At 42.5% G+C, this 18,180-nt stretch carries 23 protein-coding genes and 1 riboswitch; of the genes, 4 read left to right on the forward strand and 19 right to left on the reverse strand.

Annotation, left to right across the window (positions count from 1 at the left end; translation table 11 throughout):
* Nucleotides 1-2: 2 nt before the first annotated feature.
* The 15 genes from sufC to ASG46_RS01420 form a co-directional block, all read right to left on the reverse strand.
* On the reverse strand, nt 3-788 hold the full coding sequence (gene sufC, locus ASG46_RS01355; protein ID WP_007500355.1) for a Fe-S cluster assembly ATPase SufC: 786 nt from the start codon (nt 786-788) through the stop codon (nt 3-5).
* 210 nt (nt 789-998) lie between these two features.
* Entirely contained in the window at nt 999-1,136 is a 138-nt protein-coding gene (locus ASG46_RS21065; protein WP_162839378.1) for a hypothetical protein, read from the reverse strand.
* 215 nt (nt 1,137-1,351) lie between these two features.
* Nucleotides 1,352-1,720, reverse strand: coding sequence for a carboxymuconolactone decarboxylase family protein (locus ASG46_RS01360; protein ID WP_003212803.1), 369 nt, complete (start codon nt 1,718-1,720; stop codon nt 1,352-1,354).
* Between the two features lie 309 nt (nt 1,721-2,029).
* Nucleotides 2,030-2,851, reverse strand: coding sequence for a methionine ABC transporter substrate-binding lipoprotein MetQ (gene metQ / locus ASG46_RS01365; protein WP_056702694.1), 822 nt, complete (start codon nt 2,849-2,851; stop codon nt 2,030-2,032).
* Between the two features lie 14 nt (nt 2,852-2,865).
* Nucleotides 2,866-3,534 carry a methionine ABC transporter permease gene (locus ASG46_RS01370; RefSeq protein ID WP_008347031.1) on the reverse strand — a complete coding sequence of 223 codons (669 nt, stop codon included), beginning with the start codon at nt 3,532-3,534 and terminating at the stop codon, nt 2,866-2,868.
* The gene (locus ASG46_RS01375) at nt 3,527-4,552 is read right to left on the reverse strand and encodes a methionine ABC transporter ATP-binding protein (protein WP_017359288.1); all 1,026 of its coding nucleotides are present in this window, start codon (nt 4,550-4,552) and stop codon (nt 3,527-3,529) included. The genes ASG46_RS01370 and ASG46_RS01375 overlap by 8 nt, the downstream gene beginning before the upstream one ends.
* A 155-nt stretch (nt 4,553-4,707) precedes the next feature.
* Nucleotides 4,708-4,816, reverse strand: a riboswitch (SAM riboswitch).
* 102 nt (nt 4,817-4,918) lie between these two features.
* Nucleotides 4,919-5,260 (reverse strand): SCP2 sterol-binding domain-containing protein, encoded by a 342-nt coding sequence (locus tag ASG46_RS01380; protein ID WP_008347033.1) that lies wholly within the window; start codon nt 5,258-5,260, stop codon nt 4,919-4,921.
* Between the two features lie 120 nt (nt 5,261-5,380).
* The gene (locus ASG46_RS01385) at nt 5,381-5,683 is read right to left on the reverse strand and encodes a thioredoxin family protein (protein WP_007500346.1); all 303 of its coding nucleotides are present in this window, start codon (nt 5,681-5,683) and stop codon (nt 5,381-5,383) included.
* 11 nt (nt 5,684-5,694) lie between these two features.
* Complete coding sequence (locus tag ASG46_RS01390; RefSeq protein WP_008347035.1) at nt 5,695-6,039, reverse strand: toprim domain-containing protein; 345 nt, start codon at nt 6,037-6,039, stop codon at nt 5,695-5,697.
* A 131-nt stretch (nt 6,040-6,170) separates the two neighbouring features.
* Nucleotides 6,171-6,407, reverse strand: a complete 237-nt coding sequence (locus ASG46_RS01395; protein ID WP_008347037.1) for a YusG family protein — start codon at nt 6,405-6,407, stop codon at nt 6,171-6,173.
* 44 nt (nt 6,408-6,451) lie between these two features.
* Nucleotides 6,452-6,835 carry a glycine cleavage system protein GcvH gene (gene gcvH, locus ASG46_RS01400; protein ID WP_008347039.1) on the reverse strand — a complete coding sequence of 128 codons (384 nt, stop codon included), beginning with the start codon at nt 6,833-6,835 and terminating at the stop codon, nt 6,452-6,454.
* A 66-nt stretch (nt 6,836-6,901) separates the two neighbouring features.
* Nucleotides 6,902-7,258: an arsenate reductase family protein gene (locus ASG46_RS01405; protein ID WP_008356673.1), complete on the reverse strand. Its 357-nt coding sequence runs from the start codon at nt 7,256-7,258 to the stop codon at nt 6,902-6,904.
* Between the two features lie 110 nt (nt 7,259-7,368).
* Nucleotides 7,369-9,150 (reverse strand): acyl-CoA dehydrogenase family protein, encoded by a 1,782-nt coding sequence (locus tag ASG46_RS01410; RefSeq protein WP_017359285.1) that lies wholly within the window; start codon nt 9,148-9,150, stop codon nt 7,369-7,371.
* 14 nt (nt 9,151-9,164) lie between these two features.
* Entirely contained in the window at nt 9,165-10,340 is a 1,176-nt protein-coding gene (locus ASG46_RS01415) for an acetyl-CoA C-acetyltransferase (RefSeq protein WP_019743167.1), read from the reverse strand.
* A gap of 12 nt (nt 10,341-10,352) precedes the next feature.
* Entirely contained in the window at nt 10,353-12,740 is a 2,388-nt protein-coding gene (locus ASG46_RS01420; protein ID WP_056702695.1) for a 3-hydroxyacyl-CoA dehydrogenase/enoyl-CoA hydratase family protein, read from the reverse strand.
* 199 nt (nt 12,741-12,939) lie between these two features.
* Between ASG46_RS01420 and ASG46_RS20340 the strand changes: the two genes are divergently transcribed.
* Genes ASG46_RS20340 through ASG46_RS01430 form a run of 3 tightly spaced genes read left to right on the forward strand, consistent with a single transcriptional unit; the run spans nt 12,940 to nt 13,699 of the window.
* Complete coding sequence (locus ASG46_RS20340; protein ID WP_008347049.1) at nt 12,940-13,077, forward strand: YuzL family protein; 138 nt, start codon at nt 12,940-12,942, stop codon at nt 13,075-13,077.
* A gap of 10 nt (nt 13,078-13,087) precedes the next feature.
* Nucleotides 13,088-13,339 (forward strand): hypothetical protein, encoded by a 252-nt coding sequence (locus ASG46_RS01425; RefSeq protein WP_060698253.1) that lies wholly within the window; start codon nt 13,088-13,090, stop codon nt 13,337-13,339.
* A gap of 12 nt (nt 13,340-13,351) precedes the next feature.
* Nucleotides 13,352-13,699: a spore coat protein gene (locus ASG46_RS01430; protein WP_007500333.1), complete on the forward strand. Its 348-nt coding sequence runs from the start codon at nt 13,352-13,354 to the stop codon at nt 13,697-13,699.
* 31 nt (nt 13,700-13,730) lie between these two features.
* Here the strand turns inward: ASG46_RS01430 and ASG46_RS01435 are convergent, their stop codons facing one another.
* From ASG46_RS01435 to ASG46_RS01445, 3 genes are all read right to left on the reverse strand, one after another.
* Complete coding sequence (locus ASG46_RS01435) at nt 13,731-13,982, reverse strand: YusU family protein (protein WP_056702696.1); 252 nt, start codon at nt 13,980-13,982, stop codon at nt 13,731-13,733.
* Between the two features lie 72 nt (nt 13,983-14,054).
* Entirely contained in the window at nt 14,055-14,885 is an 831-nt protein-coding gene (locus ASG46_RS01440) for an ABC transporter ATP-binding protein (RefSeq protein WP_008347057.1), read from the reverse strand.
* A gap of 145 nt (nt 14,886-15,030) precedes the next feature.
* Nucleotides 15,031-15,477: a YusW family protein gene (locus ASG46_RS01445; RefSeq protein WP_026050144.1), complete on the reverse strand. Its 447-nt coding sequence runs from the start codon at nt 15,475-15,477 to the stop codon at nt 15,031-15,033.
* Between the two features lie 113 nt (nt 15,478-15,590).
* Here ASG46_RS01445 and ASG46_RS01450 point away from each other — a divergent pair, with 113 nt between their 5' ends.
* Entirely contained in the window at nt 15,591-16,433 is an 843-nt protein-coding gene (locus tag ASG46_RS01450; protein ID WP_017368022.1) for an oxidoreductase, read from the forward strand.
* A 244-nt stretch (nt 16,434-16,677) separates the two neighbouring features.
* Here ASG46_RS01450 and ASG46_RS01455 read toward each other — a convergent pair whose 3' ends face one another.
* Complete coding sequence (locus ASG46_RS01455; RefSeq protein WP_008347064.1) at nt 16,678-18,048, reverse strand: S1C family serine protease; 1,371 nt, start codon at nt 18,046-18,048, stop codon at nt 16,678-16,680.
* Between the last annotated feature and the right edge of the window lie 132 nt (nt 18,049-18,180).

The following is an 18,180-nucleotide window of genomic DNA, read 5'->3' on the forward strand; positions in this document are numbered from 1 at the left end:
GCTTACGCTTCTTGACCAACAGTTTCGTCTTCAATTCCTAACTCTTTTTTAATCCAGTCATAACCTTCTGCTTCTAGACGCTGCGCGAGTTCTGGTCCGCCAGATTTCACAATACGTCCTTGCATCATAACATGAACGTGATCTGGTGTGATGTAGTTCAATAGGCGCTGATAGTGAGTGATCATTAAGCAGCCGAAGCTTTCGCCTCGCATTTTATTAATCCCTTTAGAAACAACTTTCAGTGCATCGATATCAAGACCAGAGTCGATTTCGTCAAGGATGGCGATTTTTGGTTCAATCATCATTAATTGAAGAATTTCGTTACGTTTTTTCTCCCCGCCTGAGAAACCTTCGTTTAGGTAGCGCTGTGCCATATCTGGGTCCATTTCAAGGAATTCCATGTTTTCGTCCATTTTGCGGATGAATTTCATGAGAGAGATTTCATCGCCTTCTTCTCTGCGTGCGTTAATAGCCGAACGAAGGAAGTCTGCATTTGTTACACCACTAATTTCAGATGGATATTGCATTGCAAGGAAAAGACCCGCTTGAGCGCGCTCATCTACTTCCATTTCAAGAACATCTTCGCCATCAAGCAAAATGCTGCCTTTTGTCACTTCATACTTAGGGTGGCCCATGATTGCAGCAGATAAAGTAGATTTACCTGTACCGTTTGGTCCCATTACTGCGTGGAATTCTCCACCTTTTATTTCTAGGTTTACACCTTTTAAGATTTCTTTCCCTTCAATCTCAACGTGCAAGTCCTTAATTGTTAATGTCGAAGCAGTCATATATCGATACCTCCAAAATAATCATTATTCTCAATTTATTCTCATTCTAATTTTATAACAAATTAAAAGTGAATACAACACATTCACGACAAGCGTGAGAGGATGCTCTCAAAATTCTAACAAAAAATACAGGTAGATAAAAGGATTTATGTCGAAAAGACTGTTTTCATAAAGAAAGGACGGGAAACTATTCTCCCCGCCCCTTAGCTATCAATAGCCTCGTATATTCATTTTTGCGAGCTGCCTTTTCTCATCTCGATAGGACTGCTCTCGTTTATATTCCACTTTCATCCTTAAGTCATGGTCTCTTTCGTACTCTGCATAGCTCATGCCATGAGCTTTATGCATGGCCTTTTCCATCTCGGCGGTATAATCCAATCCCAGTGTACTATGGTCCGAACAAATAATAAACCATTCCCTTCTTTGAGTGTAGCTTCATTGTATCAAAGGCACGCTGCTTCACTCAAAAGGGATATAGCGCGCTATGCTGGCATATTTTCTCACACAACCGGCTGAGAACGACTCAACTCCCTGATTTGGAAAAATACCATCTTATCCTTCCCTTAATGCGTCTGTCCTCCAAATTCATCAATACATTGCTGAACAACTGTGATGCCTTGACTTAGCGCAGCACCGCCGCCAAACGCTGCCGCCACACTGACGACCTCCAGCAAATTCTCTTCTGTTGCGCCTTGGTCGAGCGCTCCCTTTGTATGATAGATCATGCAATATTCATCTTGTGCATGAATGCTGATGCCAAGGGCAATCATTTGTTTTTCTTTTTGTGTTAAGGAATCGCTCTGAAAGCACTGCTCCGTAAATTCATTAAATTTCTTGCCAAACACCGGCATTTTCTTCTGAAATTCACCCATTGCCGTTTTATAATCCGTCAGTGATTGTTGCATCGATCCGCTCATATGTTGTTCATTCATCTTCATTCCATCCCTTCAAGTCATTTGTTCGTTTTTATTATGAGCGAGATTTGAAAAAATACACAAAAAAACCTCGCTTTGATGAAAGCGAGGTTGCAGATTATTGACAAAGGGCTAAAATGATCTTTATTTTAGCCCTTTGTCTTCTTTTTTCAGCGTGATAGAAAACCTTTGCAGTCTAGGAAGGGCGAGAACCGGAGCAGAGCGAATTTGACATTCGTGAGCACCGGAGCGCAGACCTGACAACGAATGCGAGGGTTTGTCTACACGTTGAAACCTCGCTTTGATGAAAGCGAGGTTTACAAGTTGTTATTCAGATACAGGCAATACTGCACCATCATACTTTTTGTCGATGAATTCTTTGATTTTATCAGAGTGAAGAACTTCCAATAATACCTTGATCTTCTCTGATTTTTCGTCACCTTTGCGAACAGCGACGATGTTTGCATACGGGTTGTTTTTCGTTTGCTCAAGTTCGATTGAATCTTTTTTCGGATTCAATTTATTTTGGATCGCATAGTTAACGTTAATAAATACAGCGTCGCCTTCACTGTTTTCATAAGCTTTCGCTGTTAGTTCAGGAGCGATTTTTTTGAATTTTAGGTTCTTCGGGTTTTCTTTGATGTTTTTGACTGTTGCGTTGATTGTATCTACTTTTGGATCAAGCTTGATCACACCAGCATTTTGTAATAGGGCAAGCATACGTCCTTGCTCAGCTACGTTGTTTGTCATGATGATCGTGCCGCCGTTTGGAATATCTTTTACTGATTTGTATTTCTTAGAGTAGATACCGAAAGGCTCAAGGTGAACGGCACCAGCACTTACTAGGTTGTAATCTTTGTTTGATTTATTTTCTTCGTTTAAGTAAGGGATATGTTGGAAAAAGTTCGCATCCACTTCTTTTTCAGCTAATGCTTTGTTGTACATTTTATAATCGCTCAGTACTTTCACTTTTAGATCGTAGCCTTTTTCTTTTAGAAGTGGTTTTGCTTCTTCAAGAATCTCGGCATGTGGTGTTTTTGAAGCGGCAACCGTGATGGTTTTGTTATCGCTTGCGTTATTTGATGAACCGCAAGCAGCTAAAATGCCTGCAAATGCTAGAAATAGTGCACTTAAAATCAATTTCTTCATGAATAATTCCTCCCTTAACGTTTATCAATTTTATTTGTAATCAAATCACCGATTATTTGAATGATAAAGACGATGATCAGAATAAACACAGTGGCTACAAGTGTGACATCTGTATTACCAGATTGGTATCCTTCTACATAAGCAAGGTCACCCAGTCCGCCTGCTCCAATTGCTCCTGCAATCGCAGTAGAGCCAATCAGAGCAATCGCTGTTACAGTAATTCCTGAAATAAGGGCTGGCAGTGATTCTGGCAGCAATACTTTGAAAATAATGGTCGACGTTTTTGCTCCCATAGATCTTGCTGCTTCAATGACTCCTTTGTCTACTTCACGCAGTGCAATTTCAACAAGACGTGCGTAGAAAGGAGCTGAGCCAATGACAAGGGCTGGTAATGCTGCATTTGGGCCTAAAATTGTATGCATTAAAAATTTCGTAAACCCTAGTAAAAGAATAATTAAAATGATAAAAGGAATCGATCTGAAAATGTTGACGACTGCGCCGATGACAGCATTGATCGGTTTATTTTCCCAAAGACCGCCTTTTCCTGTAAGGAAGAGCAGTAGGCCAAGAATAATACCGATCACAAAGGCAAATGCCAATGAAATGAGTGTCATATACACCGTTTCACCCGTCGCGTTCCAAATAACCTCTAGATCAACGTTCGGAAACCATTTCTCAAACATGTGTCATCACCTCGATTTCAACCTGTTTGCTTTGGATATAGGCGATGGCTTTTTCAACTTCGTTCTCGTCTCCATTAATATGGATAAAGAGTGTTCCAAACGCGCCTTCCTGCGTTTGAGAAATCTTTCCTTGCAGGATGTTCACATCGACCTTGAAGGATCGAATGATTTCCGTGATCAACGGCTGTTCGGCAGAATCTCCAATAAAGGACAACCTGACGACCTGACCTTCTTTTACTCTCTCTAGGACGTGCTCGATCGTTTCTTTTGCTTCTTCTGGTTCAGCAAGCTGTTTCACGAATCGCTTCGTCATTTCTTCTTTCGGCTGTCTGAAGACACGTAATACTTCGCCTTCTTCGACAATACGGCCATTCTCCATCACTGCCACACGATGACAAATTTTGCGAATGACGTGCATTTCATGTGTGATCAATACAATGGTGAGTCCTAGTCGTTTATTAATATCGGCTAAAAGCTCAAGGATGGAATCCGTTGTTTGTGGATCAAGCGCAGAAGTGGCTTCGTCACATAGCAGAACTTTTGGGTCATTCGCTAATGCTCTCGCAATCCCTACACGCTGCTTTTGCCCGCCGCTGAGCTGAGAAGGATATGCATTTTCTTTTCCTTCTAAACCGACCAATTTAATCAGTTCGTTTGCACGAGCTCTCCGTTTTGACGTTGGTACACCTGCGATCTCGAGCGGGAACATAATATTTTGTCTCACTGTTCTTGACCAGAGCAAGTTAAAGTGTTGGAAAATCATGCTGATTTCTTGTCTTGCTTTCCGAAGTTTCGCATTCGATACTTCATTGATCCGGTTGCCTGCCACTTCAACGATTCCTTCTGTTGGCAACTCCAGACCGTTTAATAGGCGAATCAAGGAGCTTTTCCCAGCGCCGCTATACCCGATAATTCCGAATATTTCACCTTTATCGATATCCAAGTTGACGTCTTTCACGGCATCAACATTTCCGCTTTTTGAAAGATACGTTTTTGATACATTCTGTAAATGGATCACAGTCTGTTCACCTGCTTTCTTGCTGAATCTATAGGTTGCCATCACATACGTTCAATTATTCTTCCGACTGTTATGACTCTAGCCTGACGCAAGGTCAGTAAAAAAGACCTAACTGCAACGCAAGCAGAAAGGCCTTTTATATCAAATACGCCTTTCTCTCATCTTTCAAAGCGTTGCGGCTTTGAGTGAATTGGCACCAATTTCAGCTATGCTGACGGTTGCCGGGTTTCATAGGGCACGTCCCTCCACCTCTCTTAATAAGAGAAAATATGTTGTTTTATGTGATGTTCATGTTTTTACTAACGTAGAATATCATGCTATCTGAGATATGTCAACGCTGTAAATCGCTAATTTCCAAGTAAACGACTACGTTATCATTTTTCGAAAAAAACCGTTCGTCAGCCAAAGTACCGCTTCTAGTCTTAGAAGAGCTCGAAATGAGCCTTTCACTTTCACTTGTCCTCTGCTGATCAGCTGCTGTAAGGACATGTCTCCATCTAATAATTGCAAAATCTCTTTTCGCTCACCATAAAAGATGAGATCCGATAACTCAATTGCAGGTAGTTTCTTCACTTCACCACGTTCATCCACAATCAATGTACAAGAGTCCGTTTCCGCCTCAAATGTAATCTTCAAGGATGATGATGAGAGCAACGGCTTTAACAATAATCGCTGCCCTGCACTTCCATGGGCTTTCACATTTTCCACATGTATAACCTCCCTGTCATTTGGTTATACATAACATTTCTCTACAAACATCGGCTTGTCCTTTATAAATAGCTCGACAAATTTTCAAATGAATTGCTTGAAATATGACAAAAAACCGCTTTATTTAGCGGTTTCAATCATTTCGTGAAGATATGGAACGGAGTGAAAGGCATAGCCTTTTTGCACGATTTCACCCTTTTTAAACAGGAGAAAGCAAGGGACACTTTCGATCTCAAATGCTTTTGCAAAACTTGGCGAGTAATTTAAGTTATTTTCATAAAAAGGAACTTCCGGCTGCATGGCATCAACCACTGCCAGCATCTTCTTTGCCAGCTGGCATGTTCCGCAAAATGGTGTATATAAGTACAAAAGAAATAAATCGTCCTCTATCTCCTTGAATTCATGCTCTTCAATCTCTTTCATATACGTCACCCTTATAAATATTTCGAATGAACATCAATGTTTGCAGCTAATAGAATAGATGCAATGTGGGCTGACGGTGAAGCGGCCACTTCGCGGTACGTTCTGTCGACAAAAAGATGCAGTGCTTCAGGGAATTCTTTTCGGAATTGCTTCCGCAGTTTGTCGCCAGCATCGTCACTGTCTGCTAATATGTAAACGTCTTTCCCGAATAAATCGTCCACAAGCTGATCCAGCTTCGATGTACTGATCGTGCCATTGGTGCAAATGATGGTAACAGGTTCACTTATGACTTCTTTTAGCTTCTGTTTATCTGATTTACCTTCTACAATGATGACCTTTTCTATCTCGACATTCATCACGATCACCTGGCCCTTTTGACGTTGATTCACTTCTTCCTTAGATTACAATCTTTCATTCGGGTTGTAAAGATTGGGCACTTGATCAACAAAAAGGCTGTAGCATTCACTCACTACAGCCTTATCTGTGATTAGCACCAGCCATTTTCATCGTCACAGTCTACATATTTTTCAGTCCCATGGGTCAACGTATCTGACAGACGATAAAAACGGTTTTGATCATAGGAATAACCTGATTTTAATTCATATTGATTTTCACTAATCATCGTGCCAATCTCTTCGTTTTGATGGTAAAGCACCATGCCGCTCTCTTTGAATCGTCCAGTGACATGCTCTGTTATATCCACCTGTTCTTTTTGAAAAGACAAATTGGACACCCCCCATAAAGGTAGAGTGTCCAATTTCACATGAATTAGTCTTCTTTTGTCATTTCTTCATATTGCTCAGCTGTCATTAAGTTCTCGATTTCAGACGCATCCGCTGGCTCTACTACGATCATCCAAGCTTTTTCGTATGGAGAGTCGTTGACGAACTCTGGACTGTCATCAAGCTCATCGTTCACTTCAACGATTGTGCCGTTAATCGGTGCGTATAGTTCAGAAACTGTTTTGACTGATTCTACACTTCCGAAAGGCTCGTCCGCTGTGATTTTGTCTCCTACTTCAGGAAGCTCAACGAACACGATATCCCCTAGCTCAGATTGAGCAAAATGCGTAATACCGATACGCACCTTATCTCCTTCTACTTTGACCCATTCATGTTCTTCTGAATAACGTAAATCTTTTGGTGTGCTCATTTCATACCCCTCCAGTCTTTTCTTACAATCTATATTGAAGATACCACAATCTGAATGAAAGTTACATCATTTCCAGACGCTTTTAAATGTATCTTCATTAAATCCAACTGTCACTCGTTTGCCGTCTGTTGTAATTGGACGCTTGATTAGCATTCCGTTAGACGCAAGTAATTCAAGCTGCTCGTCCTCTGACATTGCAGGAAGTTTATCTTTCAGCTGCAGCTCTCTGTATTTCTGACCGCTCGTATTAAAGAATTTCTTCAGCTCTAAACCGCTTTTTTCGTAAAGGGCTTTTAATGTTTCTTTATCAGGCGTCTCTTCGACGATATGTATGCTGTTGATGTCTTTATTGTGTTCTTCCAGCCATTTCTTTGCTTTTCGGCATGTACCGCAAGATGGGTATTCGTAAAAATCTAAAGCCACCATTTTCACCTCCTGCAAATAGTGACAACATTTTATCACAAAACATATGAAAAACCTAAATGTATGCTTACAAAAAGGTGCGGCATGATATCCGCACCTTTTCAGCCGTCTTATACGATATATTTCTCTGCTTCAAAGATTCGTTTCGCCACCTCACGCTTTTTCGCAATGACATTCATTGGCGTGAATCTTGTCAGCTTGCGAAGGGCTGACAGACTCATACGGAGTGAATCTCCTTCTTCCATGGCAATCAATGATTCTTTCGCATGAGCTTCAATTTTTAAAAAGGCTTCCTGCGTGAAAATTTGTGTATACGCAAGCTTTTGTGCATTTTTTTCTGTGCCTGATGCTGCGATTGCTTTTTCCGTACGCAAGACCGCCGACTCAGCAGCAAAGAGTTCATTGACGATATCTGCTATATTCACAAGGATTTCTTGCTCTTTGTCTAATGCTTTCCCATATTTCATGGCGGCCATACCTGCCACCATCAAGGCGATCTTTTTCGCATGGGCAAGTAAGTATTTCTCTTGATCAAGCGGCTGATCACCCGGCTCTTCCGGCATCATCATCATTAGCTCTTCCTGTAGGGTTTGCGCTTTTTGAAGAAGCGGAAGCTCTCCTTTCATCGCTTTCTTCAAGAAGGTGCCTGGCACAAGCAATCGGTTAATTTCGTTCGTTCCTTCAAAAATACGGTTAATTCGTGAGTCGCGATAGGCTCTTTCGACTTCGTATTCTTGCATGAAACCATATCCGCCGTGAATCTGCACACCTTCATCCACAATATAATCGAGCGTTTCAGAGCCAAGCACTTTACAAAGAGAGCATTCAATCGCATATTCTGCAATGGATTGCGCAATTTGTTTCCCATCCTTTTGCTCCTCGTCACTTAACAGACCCATTCTTTGTTCAAATAACCCGACTGTGCGGTATACAGCACTTTCCATGGCATAAAGCTTTGCCGACATGTTGGCTGCTTTTTCGCCAATTAAGCTAAATTGAGAAATTGGTGTTTTAAACTGCTTGCGCTGATTGGCATACTCTGCCGATAATTGAATGACTCGTTTTGATGCTCCGATTGTCCCTACAGCCAGCTTATAGCGTCCAATGTTCAAAATGTTAAAGGCAATGACATGACCTCTGCCTGCTTCACCAAGCAAATTCTCCTTTGGCACTTCGGCATCTTCAAGGATTAACGTTCTCGTCGATGACCCTTTAATGCCCATCTTTTTCTCTTCAGGTCCTGTTTTGACTCCAGGAAAATCCTTTTCTACGATGAAAGCAGAGAAGTGTTCACCATCAATCTTCGCATACACGACAAACACATCGGCAAATGCGGAGTTTGTGATCCATTGTTTTTCCCCATTGAGGACATAATGTGTTCCAGCTTCATTCAGGACTGCCGTTGTTTTCGCACCTAGCGCATCAGAACCTGACCCTGGCTCTGTTAGGGCATAGGCCGCAATTGTTTCTCCAGAGGCGAGTCCTGGCAGGTACTTTTCCTTTTGCGCTTGATTGCCGAACAGCACGATCGGCAAAGAACCGATCCCAACATGGGCGCCGTAAGAAAGAGAGAAGCTGCCTGCTCTTGCAAATTTTTCAGTAATGATGGCTGAGCTGATTTTATCTAGCCCAAGCCCGCCAAATTCCTCAGGAACATCAGCACCAAGCAGGCCAAGCTCTCCAGCCTTTTTCAAGAGACGAACAGAATGCTCGAATTCATGATTTTCAATTTGATCGATGTGCGGAACGACATCTTGTAAAATGTAATCTTCTGTTGTTTTCCCGATCATTTGATGTTCATCAGAGAAATCCTCTGGTGTAAAGATATGCTCATAATTCGTCTCATCAATTAAGAAACTGCCACCCTTTTTTACTTCTTCCATTGCTTTCATCCTGTTTTCCCCCTTTAGATCAATTCAAAAATGCCTGCTGCTCCCATGCCCCCGCCGATACACATCGTCACAATACCAAATTGTTCATTTCGCCGTTTCATTTCATGAATGAGGGACAGCGTGAGTTTCGTTCCTGTACAGCCTAGCGGATGTCCTAATGCAATGGCGCCGCCGTTGACATTTACCTTCTCTTCATCGATCCCTAAATGACGAATGACTTGAATCGCCTGAGAAGCAAATGCTTCATTTAATTCAAACAGCCCGATGTCCTTCAGCTCTAGACCAGCGATTTTCAGCGCACGCGGAATGGCTTCAACCGGCCCAATTCCCATGACTTCAGGTGGTACACCACCAACAGCAAACGCTCTGAACTTGGCGAGCGGCTGAAGAGAAAGAGAAGATGCTTTTTCGCGATCCATCATCATGACACATGCCGCTCCATCACTCGTCTGCGAAGAGTTTCCTGCAGTCACTGTGCCTTTTGTTGAGAAGGCAGGTCGTAACGTTGAGAGAACCTCCTCTGTTGTGCCCGCTCTGACACCTTCATCTTGTGAGAACGTAAATTGGCGTTCTTCTAGTTGATTCTGCTCTCCTACCCGTCTTTCTGTCACATCAACGGGAACAATTTCATCTGAAAATTTCCCTTCTTGAAGTGCCTTTGCTGCCTTTTGATGGCTCCTCACCGCAAAAGCATCTTGATCTTGCCTTGTGACCTGATACTTTTGCGCCACTTGCTCCGCTGTGTGGCCCATGCTCATATAGTATTCAGGCGCTTGCTCTGTCAAAAGAGCGTTTGGACGAATGGAGTGACCCATCATTGGGACTTGCGACATCGATTCGACGCCTCCGGCCAAAATGGTTTCTGCCTGCCCAAGCATAATTCGTTCACCTGCATAAGCAATTGACTGCAGACCAGAAGAGCAATAGCGGTTAATGGTAATAGCAGGTACTGTATATGGCAAACCTGCTAATGCCCCAATATTCCGGGCCACATTCAGCCCTTGCTCTGCTTCTGGTGTCGCACATCCGATGATTAAATCATCGATTGTTCCATCATAATCACCGGCACGCTTTAGCGTTTCTTTTACACACAATGCGCCCATATCATCAGGTCTGACATGTTTTAATGATCCCTTTTTGGCTTTCCCTACTGGTGTTCTTGCGCCAGCTACAATCACTGCTTCTCTCATTTTGACTCCCCCCTAGTTACGTAAAGGTTTTCCTTTAACGAGCATGTGCTGCATGCGTGCCTGAGATTTGACTTCCCCTACAAGACTTAAAAAGGCTTCTCTTTCAAGCTCTAATAAGTATTGTTCATCCACCTCTGTACCAAATGGCAATTTGCCGCCAGAAATGACATGCGCTAGTTTTTTCGCAATGGTCATGTCATGGTCTGAAATGTATCCAGACAATCTCATGTTTTCAGCAGCCAGCACCATTGCTGCGTAGCCTGTTCCCCCCATCACGGGCACCTTTCGCTTCAGCGGTGCACGATAACCCGCTTCATCAAGAGAAAGAACGAGTTGTTTCGCATCATGGATTAAATGATCACCATTCATGCTGATCCGGTCATTCACTCGGAGCATCTTCATATCACGCGCTTCCTCTGCTGATGTAGATACCTTTGCCATCGCAATGGCTTCAAAGGTTTGTAGCGTAGCATCTTGGATCGCAGTTGCTGATGGCTTTTCCGCTCCTTGCAGATGGCGAAGATAGAGTTCTTTGTTTCCGCCTCCGCCCGGTATGAGTCCGACTCCCACTTCGACAAGCCCCATATACGTTTCACTGGACGCTTGGATAGCGGCTGCTGGTAGACAAAGCTCCGTCCCTCCGCCAAGTGTCATACCAAATGGTGCAGCCACAACTGGACGGTCACTATACTTCACCTTCATCATCGCCTGCTGGAACCTGCGAATGACAAAATCAATTTCAAAGAAGTTGTCGTCCTGTGCTTCCATTAAAATTAAGGCGAGATTCGCACCAACACAGAAGTTCTTTCCTTGGTTACCGATGACCAGCCCTTTATAATTCTTTTCCGTTTCATCTACAGCACGATTGATCATATCAATGACATCAAGCCCAATGGCATTACTTTTCGAATGAAATTCAAGCAAGGCCACTTCATCCCCGATATCGATCAAGCTTGCACCTGTATTTTTAAAAATGACATCGTGTTTCTTTTTCAATCTAGCTAACGAAATATTTTTGTCGTTGCCCTTTTCCTGTTCATAAGCACCAGTCTGATAAAATGCACGGTCTCCTTCGGCATTTTCTTGATAGAATGTGTCATGTCCTTCTGAAAGCATATCTTGCACCCAGGTCGGGATGCTGTGCCCTTCCGCTTCCATTCGACTGACGGCTTTTTTCACGCCAATCGCATCCCACAGCTCGAACGGGCCATGCTGCCAGCCAAATCCCCATTTCATGGCGTTATCGATGGACTGAATATCATCCGCAATGTCGCCTTTTAGTTGAGCTGAATAAAGAAGAACAGGTGCGGTCATATTCCAAAGCAATTGCCCAGCACGGCCGTCTTGATAAATAAGCGCTTTCAATTTCGCTTTTGTCCCCTTTTGCTGCTTGGCAATGTCAATGCCAGGATCCTTCAGCTTTGTCCGTTCTCCGTATGTGAGTGTGACAGGATCAAGCTCTAAAATGGTCTTTCCGTTTTTTTGATAAAATCCTTGCCCTGCTTTGCTGCCGATCCACCCTTTTTCGAGCATTCTTTCCATAAACTCAGGCAGCTGAAAAATATCTTTTTCCTTTCCTTCTACCTGTTCATACACATTGCGGGCTACATGAGAAAATGTGTCGAGTCCCACCACATCAAGTGTACGGAAGGTCGCACTTTTCGGTCTGCCAATGAGTGGACCTGTAACAGAATCGACCTCTCCGATCGTGTATTTGTTCTCAAGCATTTCACGCACTGTGACAAGAAGCCCATAAGTGCCAATTCGGTTGGCAATAAAGTTCGGTGTATCTTTTGCTTCGACCACACCCTTGCCAAGTACATCTTCACCAAATGTTTTCATATATGAGAGTACTTCTGGATCTGTTTCTTGAATAGGAATTACTTCTAACAGCTTTAAATAACGAGCTGGGTTAAAAAAGTGAGTGCCTAAAAAGTGGTGTTTAAAATCAGCTGATCGGCCTTCTGCCATTTTTTCAACAGAAATACCGGATGTATTGCTGGATACGATGCTGCCTTCTTTGCGGTGTTCGTCGATGAGAGAGAATACGTGTTGTTTAATGCTGAGCTTTTCAGTGACGACTTCAATGATCCAGTCAGCATCGTGTAATAAGGAAAGGTGATCTGTGAGATTTCCGGGTGTGATGTATGATAGGTTTTTGGCTGAAGTAAGAGGTGCTGGCTTTTGCTTTAACAATTTTTTCATTGCGTCTTGGCTTAATCTATTCCGAACACTAGGGTGATCAAGCGTTAGCTTTTTTGCCGTTTCTTCCTTTGTCAGTTCATGTGGCACAATATCTAGCAATGTTACTGGTATCCCGATATTGGCTAGATGTGCAGCAATGCCTGAGCCCATGACACCTGAACCAATGACAGCCGCCTTGCGAATATGTTTGCCCATAAATATCCCCCTAAACATTTTGAATGAACAGTCATTCATTTTTTGTCCAAAAAAAAGCAATGCCTCTTTCTTTATCTTAAAAGATTTTCCGAAACAGTTCAATAGCAGATTTCAAAAATTTACACATTCTCATGCGTCTTTCTTTACAGCGTATGAATTAAAGACGAGGGGGAATTGTAAGAATGGAGGTGATGTCCACATGTCTCGTTTGCAAAAGAACCCATCAAAAGCAGGCGTAAGTGCTGCAAGTGTGAAAGGAAACGCAGGTCCATCACAAGAAGCAGACCTAGGCGGTAAAAAGACCAGTCAAAATCAGCAATATAAAAAGAAATCGTAAGGAGGAACACATCTTGAACAACCAGCAAATGAATATGCCCCCACAAGTGATTTCAGTAAAGGATTCCTTGTACCTAGAGGATATGCTGAACTGGAATTTGATCGCAATGAAAAAGGCCCACTTTATGGCCGAGCATTGTCAGGATCAAACATTGAAACAAGAACTCAATCAAGTGGGTCAAATGCACCATCAGCATTACACACAAATACTTCAACATTTAGGCAGCTCAGGGCAAGGCCAGTCTTCTGGCTTTATGCAATAGGAGGTAACAGACATGGAACAGCAAAACCAACAAAAAATCGGGAATCCACAAACGCCGGTTCCAACAACGACAAACATGAACGATCGCGACTTTGTCACAGACCTTTTGTCGACTGAAAAATATATGACAAGCGGATATAACACAGCGCTCAATGAATTCAGCCATGAATCTCTTTACCAAGATATTCAGCGAATTGCGCTAGAAACACAAAAAACGCAAAGACATTTATATGATGTCATGTTCAAATATGGCTGGTACTCTGTCGAAGCCGCTGACCAGCAGAAGCTCCAGCAGGCACATCAAAAATTCCAGCAAACACTGACTGATCAATCACCGTACGGATCATCACCCATGTCATAAAGAAAAACTGCCAGCTCGTACTGGCAGTTTTTTAACGGTCTTTATTCGCACGATGAGCTTCATTTAATTGCTTGATCCGCTGAATCGTTTCTTTGATGTCTTTTTTTGCCTCTGGATACATGTCATTAAAATGCTTGGCTAAAGGTGGCATGCTTTTGGCAATATGAGAATAGATGATCCACTGCGTGACATCTCTTTTCAGTTCCTCATTCGTTTCACCAAGCAGCAGCTCTGTATATTTATCAAGCAGGCCTTCGAGCTTTTCATCTAATTCATTTCCCATTGGTATTCCGCTCCTTTTTTCAGAAAAAAGCCTGACTCTGCGTGTAACAGATGTCAGGCTTTTCACATACGATTATCTTGCAGCAAGAAATGTCTCAGCTTGTGCCTGTTGGACAATACAGCGTCCTCTGCCGTGCGGGATACATAACGGTGTTCCGAATAAAGGATCTGTTGTGACTTGGCAGTTCATATCAAAGACATTTTTCACAAGATCACAGTTAATGACAGTTTCCGGTCTTCCTTCTGCATAAATCGACTTGTCTTTAATGGCCACAAGGTGATGCGCATATCTGCAAGCGAGATTAAGGTCATGCAGAACCATGACAATCGTGCGCTGCTCTTTTTCATTTAAATCAAAAAGAAGATCCAGGATTTCAATTTGGTGCGTCATGTCTAAATACGTTGTTGGCTCATCTAATAGAATAATATCCGTCTCCTGTGCCAATGTCATCGCAATCCATGCACGCTGCCTTTGTCCACCTGATAATGAATCAACCGTTCGATCAGCAAGATCTTCCATCTTCGTTGACTTTAGTGCGCGATTAACCGCTTCTTCATCTTGCTTTGACCATTGCTTCAGCCAATTTTGATAAGGATATCGCCCTTGCTTGACGAGCTGATGCACCGTTAATCCTTCTGGCGCTTCCGGTCCTTGCGGAAGAATGGCGAGCTGTTTCGCCACTTCCTTTGTTGGTAATTTGGCAATGGAATGACCTTCAAGCAGGACAGAACCACCCATTGGCTTCATGAGACGGGCCAAAGAGCGAAGTAGCGTGGATTTACCGCATCCATTACTGCCAATAAATACTGTGATTTCACCCTTAGGGATCGATACATTTAGTTCGTCTATGATCATTGTTTCTCCGTAACCTAAGCTTAAACCTTCAGTAGAAATGGCACTCATTCCGCTCAAACGCTCCTTTTCTCATCCAAATTTTTTATATTGAATATCGTCTATGTAGACGTCAAAGATCACTTATCTCAATTTAGTGTATCAGATTTAAGTGATCTTGAAAATCATTTTCAATTAAAAAATGAGAAAGTCTCGTTTACTTTTTCTTTTCGAATGAACGTTTTGTCCCATCTTCGAGCTTGATATCGACTCGTATCCGCTGATAATCATCATCTAAATTAAAAGCAGATAATAATTCATTGACATATGTTTCATTCAGCTTTGCACTAGGAATCGACATATCATTGAGCTTCATCTTCATTTCACGTAAAGCTTCTTCTCCTTCATAGCGGACACCATTCATATGATCTCGAATGAGTGCTTCTTCTCTTCCACCTGCTTGACGATAGGTAGCTTCATATAATTCGCTTTTTTGTCCATATTGTACGTGCAATTGCAAATGCTGAAATGGCAGTTCCTTCATTTGAACAGCGGACAGACTTTCAGCTTCTGCTTCATGTGAATGTTGTATTGGTTCGATTGAACGACAGCCAGACAGCATAAAGAACAGCACTCCTAGCAGTCCCGCCTTCTTCCAGCACATCATGTATTTCCTCCTATTTTATAGCATCGTTTTTTATTCTTCTCCAAGCCCCTTTTCGTTATTCAATAAAACAGCAGACTATGGTAGATTAAAACAAAAAGGAGAACCGGATGATGAATAAAACAGCCATTGTGACTGGTGCCAACAGCGGTTTCGGAAAGCTCATCACACTGCGCCTCGCTCAGCAAGGGTACACTGTGATTGCTGGCGTAAGACAGGAAACCAATGCGAAAAAGCTTGCCGAAGAAGTAAAGAACGCCGCTTTATCCGAATCGATACATATTGAAGCATTAGATGTGACAGATACACAGTCCATTCAAGCATTTCAAAAAAGGCTTAATGCCTATGCTCCGATTCACCTGCTTGTGAACAATGCAGGAACGGCCTATGCTGGTTTTGCTGAAGAAGTGCCTGTTGATCAGTACCGAGAGCAATTTGAAGTGAATGTCTTTGGTGTGATGGAAATGACACAAGCAGTCCTTCCGTTGATGACGAGCGGTGCAAAAATATTGAATATGAGCAGTATCAGCGGACTCATGGGAATGCCCGCACTCTCTCCATATGTATCGTCAAAGTTTGCGCTAGAGGGCTATACAGAGAGTTTGCGAATTGAGCTGGCTGCGTTTGGCATTCAGGCCGCTTTGATTGAGCCGGGTTCTTTCCAAACGAACATTTGGAACACCTCCATGAATGAGCAAATGACGCCGCCTGCAGAAGGTTCTAAATACACAGCTATTTATCAAAAGATGATGTCCTATATAGAGGCGCAAAAAAACAACTATGGAGATCCCGGCGAAGTTGCAGAGCTTGTGGTTTCGCTTGCAGAGAAGAAGCGGCTAAAAAAGCTAAGGTATCTTGTCGGGAAAGGTGTTCGGCTTTCATTCATAGCAAAGCAGCTCTTGCCTTGGAATGTATGGGAAAACATTATTTTACGGACACTATCCTCAAAAAAATAGGCACAAAAAAACAGGTGGATCGATTATCCACCTGTCAGCGTGTAGACAAACCTTCGCATTCTTTGTCAGTCCTGCGTGCTGGTGCTCACGAATGTCAAATTCGCTCCGCGCCAGTACTCGTCCTTCCTAGATTTCAAAGGTTTTCTATCACGCTGAAAAAAAGAAGACAAAGGGCTAAAATAAAGTTCATTTTAGCCCTTTGTCAACAATCTAACAGGTGGATCGTTTATCCACCTGTTTTCTTTTATTCGTTATCAGACTGCCCAAGGGTAATATCAAGATTTTTGTTCTTTCCATCACGGATGACAGTCATTGTCGTTTTATCGCCAATTTTTGTTTCTTTATAAAGGATTTCTTTCAGTTGTGAGCTATTCGCTACATCTTTTCCTTTGAACTTGATGATGACATCTCCAGACTTCAAGCCTGCTTTTTGTGCAGGAGATCCTTTAGAAACATCTTTTACATAGATGCCTTTACCGATTTGTTTATCAAATAGGCCAAGTGTATTTTCCTGATACGTTTCAGGCACTTGCTCAAGGTCAATCATTTGTACGCCAAGGTAAGGACGTTCGACTTTTCCATTTTTCAACAGCTGATCTACGATCGGTTTTACATCGTTACTTGGGATCGCAAATCCGAGTGATTCTACTCCGCTTTCGCTAATTTTCAAGCTGTTGATACCGATGACTTGACCGTCTGTATTGATCAGTGGACCGCCACTGTTTCCAGGGTTAATGGCAGCATCTGTTTGAAGCACATTCATCTCAACGGTTCCAGATGATGTATTGGCTTCAACGGTACGATCGAGACCACTAATAATCCCTTCTGTTACTGTACCAGAGAACTGCGCACCGAGCGGGTTCCCGATTGCGATGACTTTGTCTCCAGCACGAAGCTTAGAAGAATCTCCAAAACTTGCAACTTTATCAATGCCGTCAGCATTTATTTCCACGACAGCTAAATCTGTCATTACGTCACTGCCGACAAGCTTGGCATCTTTTGTTTTCCCATCGTATAGTGTGACCTTTAATTTATTGGCACCCTCGACTACATGGTTATTTGTGATAATGTATGCTTTTTTTCCATCTTTTTTGAAGATGACACCAGAACCCGTTCCAGCTTCTGCTTCAGTTGAATCACCGCTAAGACCGAACGAGTTTTGTGTAGATTGATAGTTTGAGACCCCTACAATCGTCGGCTCTAAATCTTCTACCATATCAGCAACATTCGTCGCATTGGTGATTTGTTTTGTTGAGAAATTTTCAGATGAAGCCGGTTCGCTTGATGCTGTTTGGGTTTGAGTGTTTGCCGCTGTATCTTGTGACTGCGGTAAAAGCGGTGTAATGCCAAGCACAAGACCGCCGCCAATAATCCCTCCAAGAATCGGACTTAGCCATGCAGCCTTTCGTTTTTTCTCCTTTTTAGACGAACGGTCATCAATCACTTGAGGAGACCCATTTGTCACCCTCTCCTGAGAGGCAGATGCTTCGTTTTCATGATGGTGAAAAACGAGTTCTTTCTCTTTTTCTGGTTCTTCTATTTGTTTCTCATTCTCTTGATGTGTGTGTTCTTGATCATTCATCTTTTTCTCTTCATCTTCTCTTCGGAAATCCATCGCTTGCACTCCTTTGCATCATTTTCATGAAATGCTTCATTCATATGTCTAGACAGGACTCATGTCCCCTTAATGGCAATATCATTGAAAAATTCTTTATGACAATATGTCAAATTATATAATACTTATTCA

The sequence above is a fragment of the Bacillus sp. Leaf49 genome, from assembly GCF_001426125.1.
GTDB classification, from domain to species: Bacteria; Bacillota; Bacilli; order Bacillales; family Bacillaceae; genus Bacillus; species Bacillus altitudinis.